The organism is Longimonas sp., from assembly GCF_046498435.1.
In the GTDB taxonomy this organism is placed as follows: Bacteria; Bacteroidota; Rhodothermia; order Rhodothermales; family Salinibacteraceae; genus Longimonas.
The window spans coordinates 1-17,935 of sequence record NZ_JAWOAR010000195.1; the positions used below are offsets into that span (position 1 = coordinate 1).

Consider the following 17,935-nt stretch of genomic DNA (forward strand, 5'->3'; position numbering starts at 1 on the left):
GACACGGCTTTTCAGCTCCATGCATTCGACGAGGCGCTCATGGCCTATCGCACGGCCCTTCAGCTCAACGATACAGACAGCCGCACCTGGCTCGGGTATGCCGAAACGCTTTTCCAGCTCGGAGAAGCAGAGGAAGCCCTCAACGCCTACCGTACCGCCCAGTCGCTTACACCGCATGCTGCCAATGCGTATTTCCATCAAGCCAAAGCCCTCTTGGCGGTGGGTCGCACCGATGAGAGCATTCGCGCACTAAAAACGGCGTTTCGGCTCGACCCCTCCAAGAAAAGCGAGTTTCGCAACGCCTATCCCGATCTGTATCGCGACGACTACGTACGCCGACGCCTGGGGCTCGACCGGGCCTAATATCCTGCTTTTTTGCTTTTCGATGTTCTCTATGTCGCGGTTGCGTACGTTTTTTCGAGGTCTGGGTGCAGGCACCCTCATGGGAGCGGCCGACATCATTCCTGGCGTGAGTGGCGGTACCATCGCGCTCATCGTGGGCGTCTATGAGGCTATTATTCAGGCGCTTCATGCTGCTACGTCGATGCTGGTGGCTCTGGTACAAGGGCGCTGGCAACGAGCGCGCCTCCATCTGAAACAGATGCATCTGGCGCTGATACTTCCACTGGCTGTAGGTATCGGAGGTGCTATTCTGCTTGGTGCTCGCATCTTACCTCCTCTTATGGAGGCTTATCCTGCCTCTATGCGCGGCCTCTTTTTGGGACTGGTCGGGGCCTCACTTGCTATCCCTGCCATGCGCATCTCACACTGGAAGCGTTCATACGTGGGCCTGGCAATAGGCGCTGCCGTGGTGGCCTTTTTGCTTGCCGGACTTCCTACAGCCGACGGAAGTACGCCCTCGCTCTTTCGGGTGTTTGCTACTGCTGCTGTGGCCATCTGCGCCATGATCGTGCCCGGCGTAAGCGGCGCCTTTCTGCTTGAGGTGTTTGGCCTATATGCACCGACCCTCGATGCCATCAACCAGCAGAACCTGGTCTATCTTACAACTTTTGCAGCAGGCGCTGTAGTCGGGCTGGGCGGATTCGCGCGCGTTCTGCACTACCTGCTAACGTACCATTACAATGCTACCATGGCGGTGCTCATTGGACTCATTGCAGGGGCGCTGCGGGCCTTGTGGCCGTTTCTTGCTCCCGACCGCAGCCTGCGCTGGCCCACCGACGGCGATCCTGTAGGCATGGTCATAGGCCTGGCCCTAAGTGGTGCCGCATTCATTGGGCTACTCATTTGGTGGGGGCAGCGCCGTTCCACTGCTTCGGATACATTCGTTGAATCGCACTCGTCGTAACGGCACTGTACGCGTCTTGCGCTCCGTTGCCTGCTCCGCTGTCTGGTATGATGCGAACCGCTACCCTGCTTACAGTAAGCCTGCTCTGCCTGGGGTTCAGTACGTTTAGCGGGTGTGCCTCGTCATCATCCTCTGTTAATGCGCCCTCCACAGCGTCGCTCGTCGATTCGTTGCGCACCGCCAACGAGCGCCTCTCTGCCCGCGTGCGCCAGCTATCGGACTCCCTCCAGTTCTATGACGACATTCAGTCGGGGCAGTACCGGCGTGAACAACGTGCCATCCAAGACGACCTCACACGCCTGGCCTACGAAGTGACCCTCCTTCGCGAAGGCGGGCAGTCCATCGAAACGCTCGCGACCGATTCGCTCTTCGAGCCGGGTTCCACACGTCTTACTGATGACGCACGCGACCGCCTGCGCACCATAGCCGCTCGTCTGCGCACGACCTATCGCAACCGCATCATTCGCGTAGAAGCTCACACCGATAACCAGCCGCCTGCAGATAGCAGCTATGCTTCGGGGCGGGCACTTTCAGCAGGGCGGGCAGCTGCGGTGGTTGACCTGCTTGTGGATTTGAGCGATCGCGATGCGGCAGATTTTCGGGCCGTGGCATTAGGAGCCGCCCAACCGGTGGCCTCCAACGAAACCCGCTCCGGACAAGCACGCAACCGGCGTATCCGCATTATGGTGTTGCCTCCCAGACACCAGGTGCCGCATCCATACGAACTGTCGTGGTAAGCGTGTAGCTGCCGCAACGCAGCATGAAACTCCCCCTGGCTACGCTACAAAGTGCAACAACATTGATTTGTCGCGCTCTTTCAACAACATTTCGCAAACAAGTTTTGGTGTCTGACGTGCCCCCCTACACAGGCAGCAAGCATGCTCTTCTGTGCACCCTGTGCACCTGAGTTGCTTGTATCGACTCCTTTATCCTTGATTGGCATACGTTATGAACACGTTATCGCGTATCATGAGTCTTCTGCTGCTGGGTGCTGTCCTTGTATGGGCAGCTCCTGCCGAGGCTCAGAACATGCCCCAACAGCAGCAAAGCCCCGAAAACCCTGAAGCGGTTGAGGAAGCTCGCGAAGCCGCAGAAGAATGGCTTGAGCTTACTGATGCCGGATCGTTCGGCGAAAGCTGGGACGAAGCGGCCACCCTCCTTCAAGACGAGGTCAGCCAGGAAGAATGGACGTCCCAGTCTGAAGATATCAATGATCAGGTAGGTGACATTGAAGAGCGCAACTTCATGGGGGGGCAATACCAGGAAGACATTCCTGACCTGCCAGAAGGGGAGTACGTCATCATGCAGTACGAAGCCACTCCATCAGACCTTGACCAACAGCTTATGGAAATTGTAGCCACCACCAAAGAAGATGGTGAGTGGAAAGTTGCAGGATACACCATGCGCCCGGCAGCCCAACAACAGGCGCCGCCTTCCCAGCAACCACCGTCTGAGGAGCCGCCCTCGGAGCAGCCTCCTCAGGAACCCCCGAATAACTGATGCCATCAAGCTCCTAAGGATTGACAGCGGACCTACGGAGCGCTTTTTAGCCTCCGTACGCCCGTTGTGATTACTCTCCGCGCGGCCTGTTGCCTTTTCGGCACAGGCCGCGCGGCGCGTTTGTCCCCTTCTTTATGTCCCCCCCTTCTCATACCAACTCCGCATGCTCTGTTGGGGAGGAATGAGAAGCGTAAACGGGCGGCTGAAAAAAAACGTCCGTCCTTCCCCCGTCCACCCATTCATCCCCACACGAGGCCGACTGTCGAAGTACATCCGGTGCTCCGTAGCGTAGCAATACCGCAATGCTGCAACCGGATTTTGGTATCAGTAGCACCAGGTGAACAGCACGCAAACCCGATGCCGCGGAATTGAGATCGACCCGCGGCGCATCCTATATTACGTCGTGTTCGATCGATCTCGTCCCCAACCCTACAGACGCATGCGCATCACGCTCTCCATTGTTGGCGTGTGGGTGACCTGCTTGCTCCTGCCTCATGCAAGCTTTGCCACAGCTATTCAACAGGCGGCCTCGTCGGATACAACCGATGTTGCCATGGCCGTAGCCATTCCCGATACGGTGGTTGTTACCGCATCCCGCATTGCCGAACCTGCCGCCCAATCGGGACGCCGCGTGTCGGTGTGGACGCAGGAGGAGATCGAGGCGCTTCCTGCCTCTTCGTACGATGAGCTACTGCGCACGGTGAGCGGGGTGGATGTGCAGAGCCGTAGCGGGTTTGGCGTGCAGAGCGACATCACCATGCGCGGCTCCACCTTCAACGGCGTGCTTGTGCTGCTGGATGGCGCCCGCATTAACGACCCAATGACCGGGCATTTCCTTGCTGATATGCCGGTACCCATGCGCGAGATTGCCCGGATTGAGGTACTGCGCGGCCCGGCCTCGGCCCTGTACGGCCCCGATGCACTCGGCGGTGTGGTGCAGCTCTTTACGCATGCGGGCCTCCACCAGGAACAGGGCGCCCCCACGGGCTCCGATGCGAACGCCAGCGCCCAGGCCCAGGTGGGCCGCCACGGCCTGTACGATGTGGAGGGCACCGCGCGCCTGGCCCGGGGTGGCACATTCGTGAGTGCCTCCTTCGCCACGCAAGGAAGCGACGGCCAGCCCATCAGCACACCCAACGGCGAGCCAGTTACCGATAACGAGGGGCGCGTGCGCACCGACTTCCGACGCACAGCCGGTTCACTGGCGTGGACGCAACGCCTGGGTGAGGGCCACTCGCTCTTCACCCGCGCTGGGATCGACGACCGGCGGTTTACCGCGTATCAGTTCTACACCAGCCTGCCCTCCGACAACGCCCGCGAGTCGACCTCGACGTACTGGACCCAAACGCGGTATCAGGGACGCCTGTCTGCATCCACCCAACTGCGCGGGCAAATCGCTGCGAAACAGCACGGAGATAGCTACCGCTTTACGCCAAGCACCCCACCCAACGAACACACCAGCCGTCTGCTCACCGCCCACGGGCAGATTCAGCACACCTTGAGCGACCGCTGGCAGCTTAGCGGCGGCGTGTCGGGACAAGCGCGCAGCATCGATTCGAACAACCTCGGCGATCATGCCGATGAAGCCGGTGGGGCCTTCACCCGACTGCGCTGGTCGCCCACCGAGCCGCTTACCCTTACCGGCAGCCTGCGCTTGGATGCCGACCACGCCTTTGGCACCGAGTTGACGCCGCAGTTCTACGCGGCCTGGTCAACGCCTCGCTACACGCTCCGCGCTGGGGCCGGACGCGCTGTGCGGGCCCCAAATTATGTGGAGCGCTACTACAACACCGAACTCGATTCGCCTCCCGATGGCAGCGTGGGTACGCCCAACCTGCGGGCCGAGCGCGCCTGGTCGTACGAAGTGGGTGCTGACCTTTATCCCACGCGAGCACTTGCCTTGCACGTTACGGGCTTTGCGCGCGCTACCGATGGACTCATCGACTTTGCGCAGTCGCCTGGCGAAGAGCTGTTTCGGTCGCGCAACGTGCTTTCGGTGGATACCTACGGCATCGAAGCCGAAACGCGCTGGCAGCAGTCGTGGGGCGCAAACGGCCACGCCGCATGGACACTCGCCTACACCGGGCTCGATGCCTCGCTTGGCGATGTGGGCGAGGGCGTGCTCTACACCTACGCCGCAACCGCCGCACGCCACCACGTGCAAGGCACGGCACGCATACAGTGGGGTGCTGTGGGCGGAAGCTTGCAAACGCAGTGGAAGGAGCGCCTCGATGCACCCGAGCCTGCGAATCTCTCCTACAGCGTAACAAACGCCCGCCTGTTTTACACAATCGATGCGCTGGACTCTGCGGCCACCGTTTCGTTTGAGGTGCGCAACATTTTCGACCGCCAGTACAGCGAAGTCTTTAACGCCCCCATGCCTGAACGCTGGTGGCTGCTTGGACTATCGGTTGATCTGTAAAGCGGATGTGGACCACGTGCATCACATGGCACCATTCACACCACCTCTTTCGACTCCCGCTCTGGCAATGGGGCCACCTGCTTAGCCGCCTGATGCTCGGGCACATGCGGAGCGATCTCATCGCGGACCTCGGCGGCCAATTCGTTCGCCTCCATATCCGCAAACTGCTCGGGCGGAATCTCGGGCAGCACCTGGATGTGCATATCGTGCGCGCCCTGTAGCATCATGCTCTTCTTGGGCAGCGCGTTGCTCGTTCCGCTAATGGCCACGGGTAGAATGGGCACATCCATCTGCTTCGCCAGCGTAAACGCCCCATGCTTAAACCGCCGTAGCTCGCCGGTGCGCGAGCGCGTGCCTTCTGGAAAAATGAACACGCTGCTCCCATTGCGCAGGTGCGTACGGCACGCCTCCATCATCTGCTCAATGCTCTTGCTATCACCACGCCGCAGCGCCACATACTCGTTCATCCGCATATTCCACCCCAGAATAGGCACCTTGAAGATCTCGATCTTCGACACCCACTTAAACGGGATAAACAGCCGAAACGCCACCAGAATATCGAGCGCCGACTGGTGGTTAGATACGATCACGTACGGTTGATCGGAGCGTACATGCTTGCGCCCCTCCACCGTCACTGACCACAGCGGGTTCGTCCACAGGTAAAACGATGCCCAGAACGACGAATAGAGGTGCAGCCACTTCAGGCGAGGGTCGAACGGCTTCGTAATCGCCCACACCACTAGGGCCCCCCCATAAAAAAGGATACACGTAAGGACAATAAACAAGAGAAAAATAGCCGACCCGATGTAACGGAGCAAGGTGCGCATAGCCAACACCAGAAAGTAGCAAAGCCAGACACGATACCAACAATTGCCAGACGCTCACAGCGCGTGGGTCTTTCTCTATGCTAAACCTGGCGCTCCGTTTCCCATCGGCCCCGTGCGCCTACCGTCTTTCTGCACCGATCTCCTTGTCTATGCGAAGCCGTATCGAGGGTAACGCAGCCGTTTCATATCGCTACGGTACACGCGCCCTTTCTTGACTTCTGATATCTGTAACGTTTTCACTTTACATGAAACGCACACTCGCATCGGAAGGCGTTTTCTTGTGGATGCCTGTCGAATGAGCAGGTACGCATCGCCGAGCCGAAGCCTTTTTCTCAGTTACTACCACCGACCAACAAACTGCTATGAAACGCTTTTTAGCTCCCCTTGGAAGTCTTACCCTTATTGCTTTCGTCGTCGCCGCATTTGCGCCCTCACCCACAACAACCGTTCAGGGCACGCTTGTCGACACGCGCTGCTACGGCATGAATCAAGAAAACGTGGAAAACGAGCACGTCGTCAAAACCCCGGACGACGAAATGCAGACCATTGAGCAGTGCGCCACGGCCTGTGCAAACATGGGCATTCCCGCCGCCATTCTTGAAGATGGCGAAGCAGGCGCCGATACATACGTCATTTTAGCTCCCGCTGGCCAGCTGGCCGATCACATGGCCAAGGAAGTCCGGGCCACGGGCAACATGGCGCTGAACGGCGGCATCATCCCCGAAACGTTTGAGGTCCAAAACGAAGATGGTAGCTGGGAAGAGGTTGACATCCAAGTCATGATGTAACCTGCGCTCAGTACTGCACCGGCATAACGCTCCACATGCGGTCTTGCGCGACACAGCTCCTGCCTTTATCCCACTTGCGTAGGGGGATGCAGAATGACGTTGTGTGGCAAGACCGCACTGGTTTCGTAGGCTTCCACGTACCCGTTCCTAAACGATGCATTTATTCTTTCCTCGTTTCCGGTCTTGCCTCCCGTTCTGGAGCGTTTTTCTATATGTCTTAGGAGCCGGACTGCTACTTAGCGCTTGCGGCTCAAACTCTGGCGGATCAGCCTCAGACAGCGAGCGCTCTCCCGTTCCAGGGGATACATTGGTTGCCGTTGGCACACTCATGGATGCACAGTGCTTCAGCCAGAAAAAAGAAGAGCTCGGCCTCGAAACCGCCCTCAATCAGGCAGGCACGTTTGACTGTTCCGGTCAGTTTGTAGAACAAGGAGCGCCCGCAGCCCTCGTTAAAGAGGACAGAGATTCTGGGGATGCCACCTGGATTCTTGTGGCGGTCCCACAGATGGTGCGGACCCACATGGGCGATCGCGTACGCGTAACCGGGCAGTTCCGCTCGAAAGGGGTGCTCGTTCCCAGTCGTATTGACCTCGACGACGGCTCCGGCGAATGGCCCCGCGTGTTCTGACGTGTTCTGACGCTGTGCCCTAAAAAGCCCCAGTCGCCACCGAACGCCTTCGTTCATCGTCTTAACTTGACTGTACCCGCTTCTTATGCGCCTCCTTCTTATGCTCTTGCTTGCGACGACGCTCGCCGCCTGCGGTGGCACCGAACGCGACGCAGACACTGATGCCAGCGCCCCGTCTTCCACCGAGCAGTCTGCTCCTGACACCACCTCCCCTGCCGATACTGCGACATCCGACTCGGCATCGGTTCAAGAAGCTACCGGCACGGTCGAGTCCATCACAGGCGACCGCTCCTACATGCGCATCAACCATGAACGCATTCCGGGCTACATGGAGGCGATGACCATGTCGTTTGCTGTGTCCGACACGTCGCTCGTTCAAGATATCGAATCGGGCCAGCGCATTGACTTCACGTTCGAAGCCGACGGCGGCGTCCCTGAGATCATTGAGGTCACCCCCAAACCATAGCCTATCGGCAGGCCCACTGGTCCATCTGCCTATTTTCAGCCGTTCTTTTCTCTTTTGTGGATACCAATGGCTATGTTGAGATCCTCTGTTCTGCCTCGTTTGCCTGCGTACGCCGCTTATGCGCCGCTTTTGTTCGTCTGCCTGCCTACTCCTGCTGGTTGTAGGCGCCGCTACCTTGAACCTGCACTGCTCCTCGTCTGAACCCGCCTCCGAAACAGATGACCCATCCGAGGAGGCATCCGGGCCAGCCTATACGCTTCTGACGCACGCCAACGACACGTTGCATCTGCACCACCTGCAGACCGACGAACGGCACGCGCTGCAACCGGACGTTTCCGATGTGGTGCAGCACGAAGCTGCGCCCGCCCACAACGCCGTGGCCTTCACCTATGCCACGCCCGACTCGGTGCACCTGGCGCGCTATACCCTGGGCGATGAACGCATCGAACAGGTGGATGCACAGGCCGCTCCGGCCACCTATTCAATAGCCTGGCATCCCGAACGCGACGCCTTTGCCTACGGCGTGTACACCCCCACCGATGACGGGAACCGAGGCTCCGGCACCATTCGCATTGCCGAAGACGGCACCACCGAGCCCGTTGGATGTGGCGCCTCTACCGAAGTGCTGGCCTGGCTCTCAGATGCGCAACTCTCCGTTCGCAATGACGAGAACCTCTACCTCGTAGCGGCCGACGGCTGTGCCACCGAGGCCACCCTCGACATTCGCCGGCATCACCACATGCAGTATGACGCCTCGCGCACCCGGCTGGCCTATATCTACCGGCAGCTCGAATACGACCGCTCATCCAATGCCTACGAGCCCGATTCCAGCCTGTACGTAAGCAGCGCCGATGGTACACAGGAAACGCGCCTCTTTGGCAACGACCGGGCTCCGCGTCATGCCACCTGGGCACCCGAAGGCGCCGAACTGGCCGTAAGCGTTCGCGAAGAGAACGCCCGGCGCATCGTAATCTCCGACACCGAATCCGAAGAAACCACGTTCCTTATCCCGCCCGCCAACGCCCCCGAAGGCGCCCAGCAACACCCGCACTGGTCGCCCACCGGCGATGCCGTCGCCTTCACACTGGCCACCAACGACCGCCTGCAAGCCGCCGTCCACCAGGCCGGATCCACCGAACTGCTTCAACCCACCACCGGCCCCGCCTGGGGCTGGGTCGATGATCAAACGCTCGTCGTGCCAACCAACGACGGACTCACCCTCCTCGACTTGAACGGATCGCCGCTCCACACGCTGCCCGAGGAAACCACACTCGTTGGCGCCTGGCCCGCCGATGCTGCCAACAACCAAGAGTAGTGCTGTGTCACAGGTCATGCGAAGCGCACGCGGCCGATACGTCAGATGCTTACGCACATGCTGGGCCTGCTCAGCCATCCGCTCAACAGAAAGGAACATCCAGTACAAAGGCTACGCGCATGAAAGATACGGGGCAGGCGCATCCAGACGATGCGTGACTCCAGTATCGCGCAGAAGGATATGCCTTCTATTATCCATTCCTACCCTCGGGCTCTGGGGATTCCGCGCGTCCTCTCCAAAAGCAGTTCTTCTCACACACCCCAGAACACATAGATACCAAGCGCTGTGGCTACAGCCAGGATGAGCTGAAGCGGGGCCCCGATCCGAAAGAAGTCGCCAAAGGTATACCCGCCCGGACCATACACCATCAGGTTGGTCTGGTAGCCAATGGGGGTGAGCATCGCGGTGCTGGCAGCAAAGGTTACGGCCAACACAAACGAAAACGGATCGGCGTCGATGAGAAGGGCGGTGTCAACGGCGACGGGGAGCATGAGCACAACGCTCGCATTGTTGCTCACCACCTGGGTAATAAGCGCTGTAAACACATAAAACACAAACAGAAGGGCTAACCCTGGAAGCACATCGGCCATCTGCACGACGTACCCGGCCAGGTACTGCGCCCCGCCAGTTTCTTCCATAGCGGTACCCAGCGGGATCATCCCTGCCAGCAGAAAGATGACAGGCCAATCGACCGCATCGTATACTTCGTTGGGCCGCAGACATCCGGTGGCCACCATTGCAAGCATCCCCATGAGCGACGTCACGAGAATGGACAGCACGCCCGCTCCGGCCAGGCCCACGACGGCTAGGACAATCCCCAGTGCGATCGGCATCTTTGCGGCTCGAAACTTTGGCGGTTCCTCTTCTCGCGTGACGATAAAGCGCCGGTCCTGACTCAGCTGCTTAAACGCCTGGTCGGAGGCAAACACCAGCAACGAGTCGCCTCCGCGCAGCTTGAACTGCGGCAGATGGTCGTGCACCACCTCGCGCCCACGGCGAATGGCGAGCACGTTGGCTTCGTAGCGCTCCTCGAACCGCAGCGAGCCAATGGTTTCGCCCATGAGATCGGTATCGGGCAGCATGACGACTTCCACCAATCGGCGCGGCGCCTGCGGATCGACCTCGCGGCTATCGGTAAGTCCGGCGGTGGTGGGCGCAATGTGCAGACTTTCCTGATCCAACAATTCCAGCAACGTATTGCGGTCGGTCCGAATCATGAGGCGGTCATTGGCCCGCACCTCCTTCCGGGCCAGCGGCTGGGCAAACTTTTCGCCTTCCCGGACCAGGTGGATAATGTCGGCATCGAGGCTCAGCGCCCGCACGACCTCGCGCACGGTTTTTCCCTCCAAATCGGACCCTTCGCGCACCGAAACCTCGGTCAGATACTGGTCCATCTCAAAACCCTTGGCCAGATCCTCTTCCGGTTTGATGCGCTCGGGAATCAGATGGCGTGCCACAAAGAACAGGTAGAGAAAGCCGATCACCAGCAGGATAGCCCCCAGATGGGTGAACTCAAACATCGTAAACGACCGGTCGATGAGCCGCCCCGAAATGTCGCTGGCCAGCAGGTTCGTCGAGGTGCCAATCACGGTAAGCATCCCGCCAATCATAGAGATGAACGAGATGGGCATGAGATATTTCGAGGGCGAGGTCTTCGTCTTTTTCGCGATGTCGTTCGCCATCGGAATCATCATGGCGACCACCGGGGTGTTGTTGATCATGCCCGCTGCGCTCCCCGAGAGCCCCGTCAGCATCGCAAACTGCTTGGGCGAACTGTCTCCCCCCCACTCAACAAACTTATCGCCCAGCCACTGAATGAACCCGGTGCGCCGCACGCCCTCACTCAGGATAAACATGGCCAGCACCGTGATTGTAGCCGGGTTCGCAAACCCCATGAGCCCTTCCTGCGGACCGATCTGCGTCCACGGCTCCAACACGATAAGTGCAACCAGCACCCCCGTGGCTGTAATGTCGAGTGGCAACGCCTCGGTCACAAACAGCACGAGCGCTACGGCAATGATGCCAAAGACCACCAGCATATCCATATTCAACGCAAGCTCTGCTGCCGGAGCCTGCAACAAAAGCCCACTCATCTCAAACAAAGCGACCATGCACCAGGACCTGACTTAGCGGTAGAAGACAGAGAAGCCTATTCTGTAACATACGCATATTGCAACATAATGCGTATCCGAAATGCAGAGCGCAAAAATGTCGTTTCATCGTCAAGAACCTATTACGATTGCTGGCAATCGCGAGGGGGATCATGGCAGAGGCCGTCAACTTCTCATATCCATGCGGGTTAGGGCGTACGCGCTACACCGGCTCGCTCTCCCGTTTCGCTGAACTTCCCTCGCATGACCGTCAACGTCGTCCTGCCGCTTCCGCTCGATCAGGTGTTCTCGTACGCCGTGCCGCCTGCGCTGGAGGCCGATGCCCGGCCCGGCTGCCGCGTGCTGGTGCCGTTTCGCGGACGCCGCCTCACGGGCGTCATCACGGGCGAGGGCCCCGATCCCGACGACGTGGACTTCCGGCTCCGCCCCCTCAACGATGTGCTCGATGAGCGGCCGACCTGTCCGCCCGAACTGCTGCGCCTGACGCGCTGGATTGCCGATTATTACGTGTGCAGCTGGGGCGAGGCGCTGAAGGCGGCGCTGCCCGCCGGGTTCACGGTGCAGACCGAGCGGCGGCTGGCACTGGAGGAGGCGGAGGCCGCCGCCTGGCCCGACGATGACGACGCGCAGTCCGTGCGGCGCGACCTGGCGGAGCACGACTCGACTACGCTGAGTGCCATGCGGAAACGGCTGGGCCTATCGGTTTCGCTACAACGCATCCGAGACTGGGCCGATGCTGGACTGCTGCGACTGACGACCACCTTGAGCGATCCCTCTGTATCCGCCAAAACCGAAACTCACTTACAACTGGCGGGGCCGTTTCAATCCAGAAGTGCCGCCCGCGATGCTGCCGAGTCGCTGCGTGGCGACAAGCAGAAAGCTGTGATGCGCACGCTGGCCACCGCCCACGAACAGCGCCGCGCTCCCGTGCGGCAGGCCGACCTCGTGGATGCGCTCGATGCGCCGTACAGCACCATCCACAGCCTGGTGGAGAAGGGACTGGTGGAGCGCACCGAAGAGCGCGTGCATCGCTCGCCGTTGAGCGACCTGCCCCCGCCGGGCGATCCGCCCAACCACACGCTGCATGCGGCTCAGCAGGAGGCGCTGGATGCCCTCAAGGCGAAGATTGCCGACGCCTCCTACCATACGTTTCTGCTGCACGGCATCACCGGGAGCGGCAAAACGGAGGTGTACATCGCTGCGCTGAAGCAGGTGGTTGAGGCCGGACGCAGTGCGATTATTCTGGTGCCCGAGATTGCCCTCACGCCGCAGACGGTGCAGCGCTTTCGAGCGCACGTGGGCGATACGGTGGCGGTGCTGCACTCGCAGATGAGCGCGGGCGAGCGCTTCGACACGTGGCAGGCGCTGCGCGACGGACGCAAGCAGATCGTGATTGGCCCGCGCTCGGCGGTGCTGGCTCCGCTCGACAACCTGGGCCTCATTGTGGTGGATGAGGAGCACGAAGCCTCGTACAAGCAGTTCGATCCGGCCCCCCGCTACCACGCCCGCGACGTGGCCGTGATGCGCGCCCACATGAACGATGCCGTGTGCGTCTTGGGCTCGGCTACGCCCAGTCTGGAGAGCACCATGAACGCGCGGCGCGGCAAGTACACCCGCCTGTCGATGCCCGAGCGCGTGCCCACATCCGACGGCACCGTGGCGCAACTGCCCGAGGTGGAGATCCTCGACCTCACGAAGCAGCGCAAGAAGCATCAGCTGAACGGACCGCTGTCGGATCCGCTACTTGAGGCGATCCACACCCGGATCGACCGCGATGAGCAGGTGCTGCTGTTGCAAAACCGGCGGGGCTATGCACCCGTCATCGAGTGCGCCGACTGCGGCTGGGTGCCGCACTGCACCGACTGCTCCGTATCGCTCACCGAGCACAGCCACGGGCGCCAGTTGCGCTGCCACTACTGCGGCCACACCCGCCGCACGCCCTCGCACTGCCCGTCGTGCGGATCCGACGACCTGCAGCGCATTGGCACCGGCACGCAGCGCGTGGAGGAGACGCTGTCCCGCGAACTGCCCCAGGCCACGGTCCTGCGCATGGACCGCGACACCACCCGGCAGAAGGGCGCGCACCATGCACTGTTGAGTGCGTTCCGAGAGGAGGGCGACATCTTACTCGGCACGCAGATGATCGCGAAGGGCCTCGACTTTGCGCGGGTTACGCTGGTGGGCGTGGTGGATGCGGATGTGGGGATGCTCTTCCCGGACTTCCGTGCCGAAGAACGCACGTTTCAGCTCCTCACCCAGGTCGCAGGCCGCGCCGGACGTGCTGATCTCGCGGGCACGGTTATGCTGCAAACCCGCAACCCTGACCATGCGGCCCTCCAGTTTGCGCAGACGCACAACTACGACGCGTTCGCCGAGCACGCACTGGCTGAGCGCAAGGCCTTGCGGTATCCGCCGTTTGGCAACGTGGCTTCGGTCGAGTTTCGCGCGCCCAAGCAGGAAGATGCCGAGCACCTCGCCACACAATGGACGCGTGGCCTCCAGGAGCGCAGCGATGGCATTGACATTCTGGGACCGAATCCGGCGTTTATCCAGCGCGTGCAGCGCTACTTCCGATACCGCACCATCCTGAAGACCACCGCCGGACCTGGGGTCTTGCAACGCGCCCTCCGCCACGCCCGCGATGCCTATGGTAGTCCGCCCGCCAACCACTACGTATCGATTGACATGGATGCGCTGGATTTGTTGTGATACCAACTCCGCATGCTCCGTTGGGGATGAAGGTATGGAAGCGTGAATGGTCGGATGAACAACATGCTTTCTTCCACCCGTCCACCCATTCATCTCCACACGAGGCTGTAAACCAACTATCGAAGTAAATCCGATGCCCTGCCGAGAAGCTATACTGCAATGCTGCAGCCATATTTCGTATCATTGATGAATCTCCCAGACTTCTTCTGTAAACCGGCCCAGTAGATCACCCGGAACGTTAAAAAGCACTATTCTACCACCTCTTATTGGTTCAAATATCTGAGGAGCCATGAAGAACTCCTCATCGAGCCTAAATGCCAGATGCCTCCCTTCCGCGTCTCGAGTAACAGCCGTAAATTCCTGCTCAGTTTCGTCATCTACATGAACGACGAAACGATGTCTTCCAGAATTATCTGTCTCTACTGTAAGCTTTTGCACTTGGCTCGGCGCAATCGTCATCACGGAATCTCCTACCCAAAAGGCTTCCGAGGTACCATCAGGCCCCTCTATATTGATTGGGCTGTAATCAGACTGCTCCTCGGCACTTGCTTCATGGATGTGAATCGCAATATCCGAGGAGTCCGGATTGGAGGACATTGCATGTACGGGTTCCGGCAAGGACATAAGTAACATTGCAATAACAAAAGTATATACCATAATTAGATTAAAAATTTAGGCTCATGTTAAGTCTGTGGTGCGGCTTGCAGTCCACACATCCGCTGTAGGATATCTGGACTCACGTGGTCGTGGTTGAAGGCTAACTCAAACATTGCAATATACCCGGACAGGTAGTCTTTGTGTACGCCTCGAAACAGCCGAAGTCGGTTCCGTAAGCTGGTCCAAATGCCTTCGATTGTGTTCACATGCACCTCTCGAATTCCATCCCCGTCCCGGTCGGCCGCCCAACCAGTGGAGTGGTTGATCGCCATCCGTTCTCGCGGTTCCTCGTCATCTTCAAGCCAGAGATAGGAGCGGTTTTCATCGGTGTAAATGAGTGCCTTTTCACCAGTCTCTTCAGTAACGACCTCCTGGAGCGTTGCTGTTGTTGTGTCGGGGCAGACCTGGAAGCGGGCCGATCCGGTCTCACGACTGACCAGCCCGACAATCGGTACACAGTCATTGGCATACGTTCCTCGTCCGCGTTGCTTATTTGCCCTCTGACGGGGAGGATCATCGGGATCCAAGTGCGGATCTCCTTTTTTCCCCCGCAGCCGCAGAGATTTCTGCGGAGTACATTTCATCGACTTCAACTTCCTGATCCGAGGGTTCAGCTCCCTCTTCTGAATCCTCTTCTGGTCCTTCTGGACGTCTTTCAGAAAGCCCTTCAGGAAGCCTTTCAGGAAGCCCGACGCGTTCTCCGTTCTGAACCGCCTCTTGAATCCGATGGCGTCGCTTCAGCACGGACGGGTACGCCAAATCCATTTCATCGGTCAGCCATTTGGTCGGAATCCCCTTTGCAAATCCTCGAAGAAGCATCACAATGGTGGCGCAGTCGTACTGCGTCTTTGACCATACCGTACCGGTGAAGATGTTGAACACCGACCCACATTCCCGGCATCGGTAGTCCAACACCGGGGCCCGGCGGCGGTCGTGGGGAGCCTGGTCGTCAGGCAGGGCATGCCCGTTCGGACAGGACAGTCCCTCCGGGTGAAGCGACCGCTTCAGATACTGATAACACTCGTCCTCGCTCAGAAGCTCATCAATCGGGAAGCCAATCATTGTAGCGGGCAAAGCGCTTGTTCTTGGAAACACATCGATGAAAACACGTTGGCTATAGCCTTGCAAAGATCTAAGCCAAAATTGTTCAGCCGCGAGCTAACATGAGCCAAAATTTATTTATTGATTTTGCTCTACACATATTAAGTTATATTTTTTTAGGGTTGTTCTTTGGTAGTACTCGTCTAGTGTTTCACTGCCCAGGACACGTGCGGTACTGATGGCAACTGGCCTCAAAGACCACCGGGTATGCAAGTGGTCCCCGGCTATGGGCTGCGACCTTAGCTCGGTATCAGGGGCGGAGCGGGCATCCCGGACGGTTCTCAAGATACTCTAAACAGTCACCCTTAGGTGACAAGATAGGACGGATCGCCTGAAACCGATTAGCAATATGCACACTCATAGCATTTCTGGCCACACCCCTCAGCAAAGTAATACCAACCTCCGAATATCGAATAAACATCAGGTCCGATATACGAAACACACCCAAGGCAATAAAAACAACCACACCAAAATTGTATGCTTTCATAAGCATTGTTATATGCTATTCCAGGAGTAGGGCCAAAAGCACTACCAAAAGATTCATGATTATAATATGCGCAACATATAAACGAACTGTAATTCCAACCATACCCAGATTGAGGCTCTACATCTTGTCCACTGCTCATATTTTCGTCTAGTTGCAAGTCATCGCGACTAATACTTGCATTTGCCTCAATATCAAACTTAGTGTTCAGTCTGGGGTCCGAGCTAGAACGGTACCTTGTCTGCATCCTGACTTCATGAATAGCGAAAACTATTTTTTCTACTTTTTCAATATCGATATTTGACTTTAAGTTTTCTTTTAATTGATCAGCATCACTTTCAGATATATTTTGGAATGGTGGAATGTAAAAATTTTCCCCGTCGAGGGTAATATGAGTTTCTCCATTTGAGTTGTTAATTGTCATTTCAAACATGGTATTATCCGATTCGGAAGCATAGGTCACAGTACTTCCCTGCCGTTGAAAGAACACGCTATGCTTTTCTTCAGGGAAGAAATCCATAATGATTGAGGCCTCGGTCGTAGTGCTATCATTTCGTAACGAAAGAACCTCGCTGATGTGTTTTAAGCTGTCTACACTCGCGTTGGCACCCACTGGCTGTCTGACACTTTCAGATTGGCCAGGATGACGAGAATCATATTTTTCTTCAGAGCTGGTTAACGATTCTTGTTCACAAGCCACGAAAATGCTTGCAGCAAAAACAAGGCTCATCACCAAAAACGCTGAACTCAAAAAGTTCGCCAGTCGGCTGGATAAAGATGATTTGTTCATCGGTTTATGAGGATTAATTGATAGAGAATACGAAGAATGGGGAAGGGATACGTCTTCGGCACCGAGCAGACAGAAGCGCTGTCCATCCGGCCCCCCATGCCGATGGGTGTGGAATCAATGTCTGGAACGAAGTTTTGGACGCAAGGCGTAGGTTAAATCACTCTGGTAAACAAGCGCCTATGACACATCGAGCAACTGGTGACGGTCGGTGTCAGATCGCTGCTCCGAGGGCGATACAACACGCGGCGTCTCATCTTCCGAAACCAGCACGACCGCCGGGGTACGATCCACTCCGAGCGTGTGGTTGAACCACTCGGCGGTGTCGAGACGCGTTGGATACGGCGTAGCAAATTCGGAGAGATAGCGCCGGGCAGGCGTTGCACCGCGCTCCTTGAGTACATTGATCGCCTGCACCTGCTCATGCGAAGCCGCCAGTTCATGCCAGCGGTCCATCGCGACCCGATTGGTGTAGCAGTCATGCGGGCGATATACAAAAAAGACAATCTGATCAGTGCGCGGCGACCCCGTATTTCCAGCAGACGAGAGGGCGGCAGGCGACTTTACGGTTTCGTCTTCCATAACGAGAGGAAGGGCAGCCCACGATACATCGTCAACATGTATGGCGGGTGGTGCATCCCAGGTTGAGCCATCCGCGGAGTACCACCAGGCCAAAGCGGTTAGGGCCAACACCACACACCCGATGCCGACCTTGTGTAATGGGTGAAGCATAACGTGATTTGATTGTCGTGCCTTGATGCGCTTTTAACGTGAAACTCACTACCGGACAGTTTGTAATGAGCCCGGAGGGGGCACGGAAAACGCCACGTCTAC

17 protein-coding genes are annotated in these 17,935 nt (G+C 58.2%); 10 read left to right on the top strand and 7 right to left on the bottom strand.

Annotated features, from left to right (window positions below; translation table 11 throughout):
- The 5 genes from R6U20_RS07305 to R6U20_RS07325 form a co-directional block, all read left to right on the top strand.
- Positions 1-363, top strand: a 363-nt coding sequence (locus R6U20_RS07305; RefSeq protein ID WP_410337201.1) for a tetratricopeptide repeat protein, incomplete at its 5' end; no start/stop codon positions are given.
- Positions 364-394: 31 nt separating this feature from the next.
- The gene (locus R6U20_RS07310; protein WP_410337202.1) at positions 395-1,306 is read left to right on the top strand and encodes a DUF368 domain-containing protein; all 912 of its coding nucleotides are present in this window, start codon (positions 395-397) and stop codon (positions 1,304-1,306) included.
- Positions 1,307-1,353: 47 nt separating this feature from the next.
- A complete protein-coding gene (locus tag R6U20_RS07315; RefSeq protein WP_410337203.1) occupies positions 1,354-2,043 on the top strand; it encodes a flagellar motor protein MotB in 690 nt (229 codons plus the stop codon).
- Positions 2,044-2,275: 232 nt separating this feature from the next.
- On the top strand, positions 2,276-2,806 hold the full coding sequence (locus R6U20_RS07320; protein WP_410337204.1) for a DUF4019 domain-containing protein: 531 nt from the start codon (positions 2,276-2,278) through the stop codon (positions 2,804-2,806).
- A gap of 439 nt (positions 2,807-3,245) precedes the next feature.
- Positions 3,246-5,228, top strand: a complete 1,983-nt coding sequence (locus R6U20_RS07325; protein ID WP_410337205.1) for a TonB-dependent receptor plug domain-containing protein — start codon at positions 3,246-3,248, stop codon at positions 5,226-5,228.
- 35 nt (positions 5,229-5,263) lie between these two features.
- Here R6U20_RS07325 and R6U20_RS07330 read toward each other — a convergent pair whose 3' ends face one another.
- Complete coding sequence (locus R6U20_RS07330; protein ID WP_410337206.1) at positions 5,264-6,055, bottom strand: lysophospholipid acyltransferase family protein; 792 nt, start codon at positions 6,053-6,055, stop codon at positions 5,264-5,266.
- Between the two features lie 362 nt (positions 6,056-6,417).
- On the opposite strand from R6U20_RS07330, the gene R6U20_RS07335 reads away from it, so the two are divergent.
- The 4 genes from R6U20_RS07335 to R6U20_RS07350 all read left to right on the top strand — a co-directional run bounded on the left by R6U20_RS07335 (position 6,418) and on the right by R6U20_RS07350 (position 9,252).
- Positions 6,418-6,843: a hypothetical protein gene (locus R6U20_RS07335; protein WP_410337207.1), complete on the top strand. Its 426-nt coding sequence runs from the start codon at positions 6,418-6,420 to the stop codon at positions 6,841-6,843.
- A gap of 328 nt (positions 6,844-7,171) precedes the next feature.
- Entirely contained in the window at positions 7,172-7,471 is a 300-nt protein-coding gene (locus R6U20_RS07340; RefSeq protein WP_410337208.1) for a hypothetical protein, read from the top strand.
- A gap of 85 nt (positions 7,472-7,556) precedes the next feature.
- Positions 7,557-7,937 carry a copper-binding protein gene (locus R6U20_RS07345; RefSeq protein WP_410337209.1) on the top strand — a complete coding sequence of 127 codons (381 nt, stop codon included), beginning with the start codon at positions 7,557-7,559 and terminating at the stop codon, positions 7,935-7,937.
- Positions 7,938-8,055: 118 nt separating this feature from the next.
- Positions 8,056-9,252, top strand: a complete 1,197-nt coding sequence (locus tag R6U20_RS07350) for a TolB family protein (protein ID WP_410337210.1) — start codon at positions 8,056-8,058, stop codon at positions 9,250-9,252.
- Between the two features lie 251 nt (positions 9,253-9,503).
- Here the strand turns inward: R6U20_RS07350 and R6U20_RS07355 are convergent, their stop codons facing one another.
- Positions 9,504-11,363, bottom strand: a complete 1,860-nt coding sequence (locus R6U20_RS07355; protein ID WP_410337211.1) for an SLC13 family permease — start codon at positions 11,361-11,363, stop codon at positions 9,504-9,506.
- A 243-nt stretch (positions 11,364-11,606) separates the two neighbouring features.
- On the opposite strand from R6U20_RS07355, the gene priA reads away from it, so the two are divergent.
- Positions 11,607-14,072 (top strand): primosomal protein N', encoded by a 2,466-nt coding sequence (gene priA / locus R6U20_RS07360; RefSeq protein WP_410337212.1) that lies wholly within the window; start codon positions 11,607-11,609, stop codon positions 14,070-14,072.
- Between the two features lie 180 nt (positions 14,073-14,252).
- Here priA and R6U20_RS07365 read toward each other — a convergent pair whose 3' ends face one another.
- The 5 genes from R6U20_RS07365 to R6U20_RS07385 all read right to left on the bottom strand — a co-directional run bounded on the left by R6U20_RS07365 (position 14,253) and on the right by R6U20_RS07385 (position 17,833).
- Complete coding sequence (locus R6U20_RS07365; protein WP_410337213.1) at positions 14,253-14,729, bottom strand: SecDF P1 head subdomain-containing protein; 477 nt, start codon at positions 14,727-14,729, stop codon at positions 14,253-14,255.
- Positions 14,730-14,755: 26 nt separating this feature from the next.
- Entirely contained in the window at positions 14,756-15,256 is a 501-nt protein-coding gene (locus tag R6U20_RS07370; RefSeq protein WP_410337214.1) for a transposase, read from the bottom strand.
- Positions 15,243-15,791, bottom strand: a complete 549-nt coding sequence (locus R6U20_RS07375; RefSeq protein ID WP_410337215.1) for a transposase — start codon at positions 15,789-15,791, stop codon at positions 15,243-15,245. The genes R6U20_RS07370 and R6U20_RS07375 overlap by 14 nt, the downstream gene beginning before the upstream one ends.
- Before the next feature lie 380 nt (positions 15,792-16,171).
- Entirely contained in the window at positions 16,172-17,104 is a 933-nt protein-coding gene (locus R6U20_RS07380) for a hypothetical protein (protein ID WP_410337216.1), read from the bottom strand.
- A 177-nt stretch (positions 17,105-17,281) separates the two neighbouring features.
- Complete coding sequence (locus R6U20_RS07385) at positions 17,282-17,833, bottom strand: hypothetical protein (protein ID WP_410337217.1); 552 nt, start codon at positions 17,831-17,833, stop codon at positions 17,282-17,284.
- Positions 17,834-17,935 lie beyond the last annotated feature (102 nt).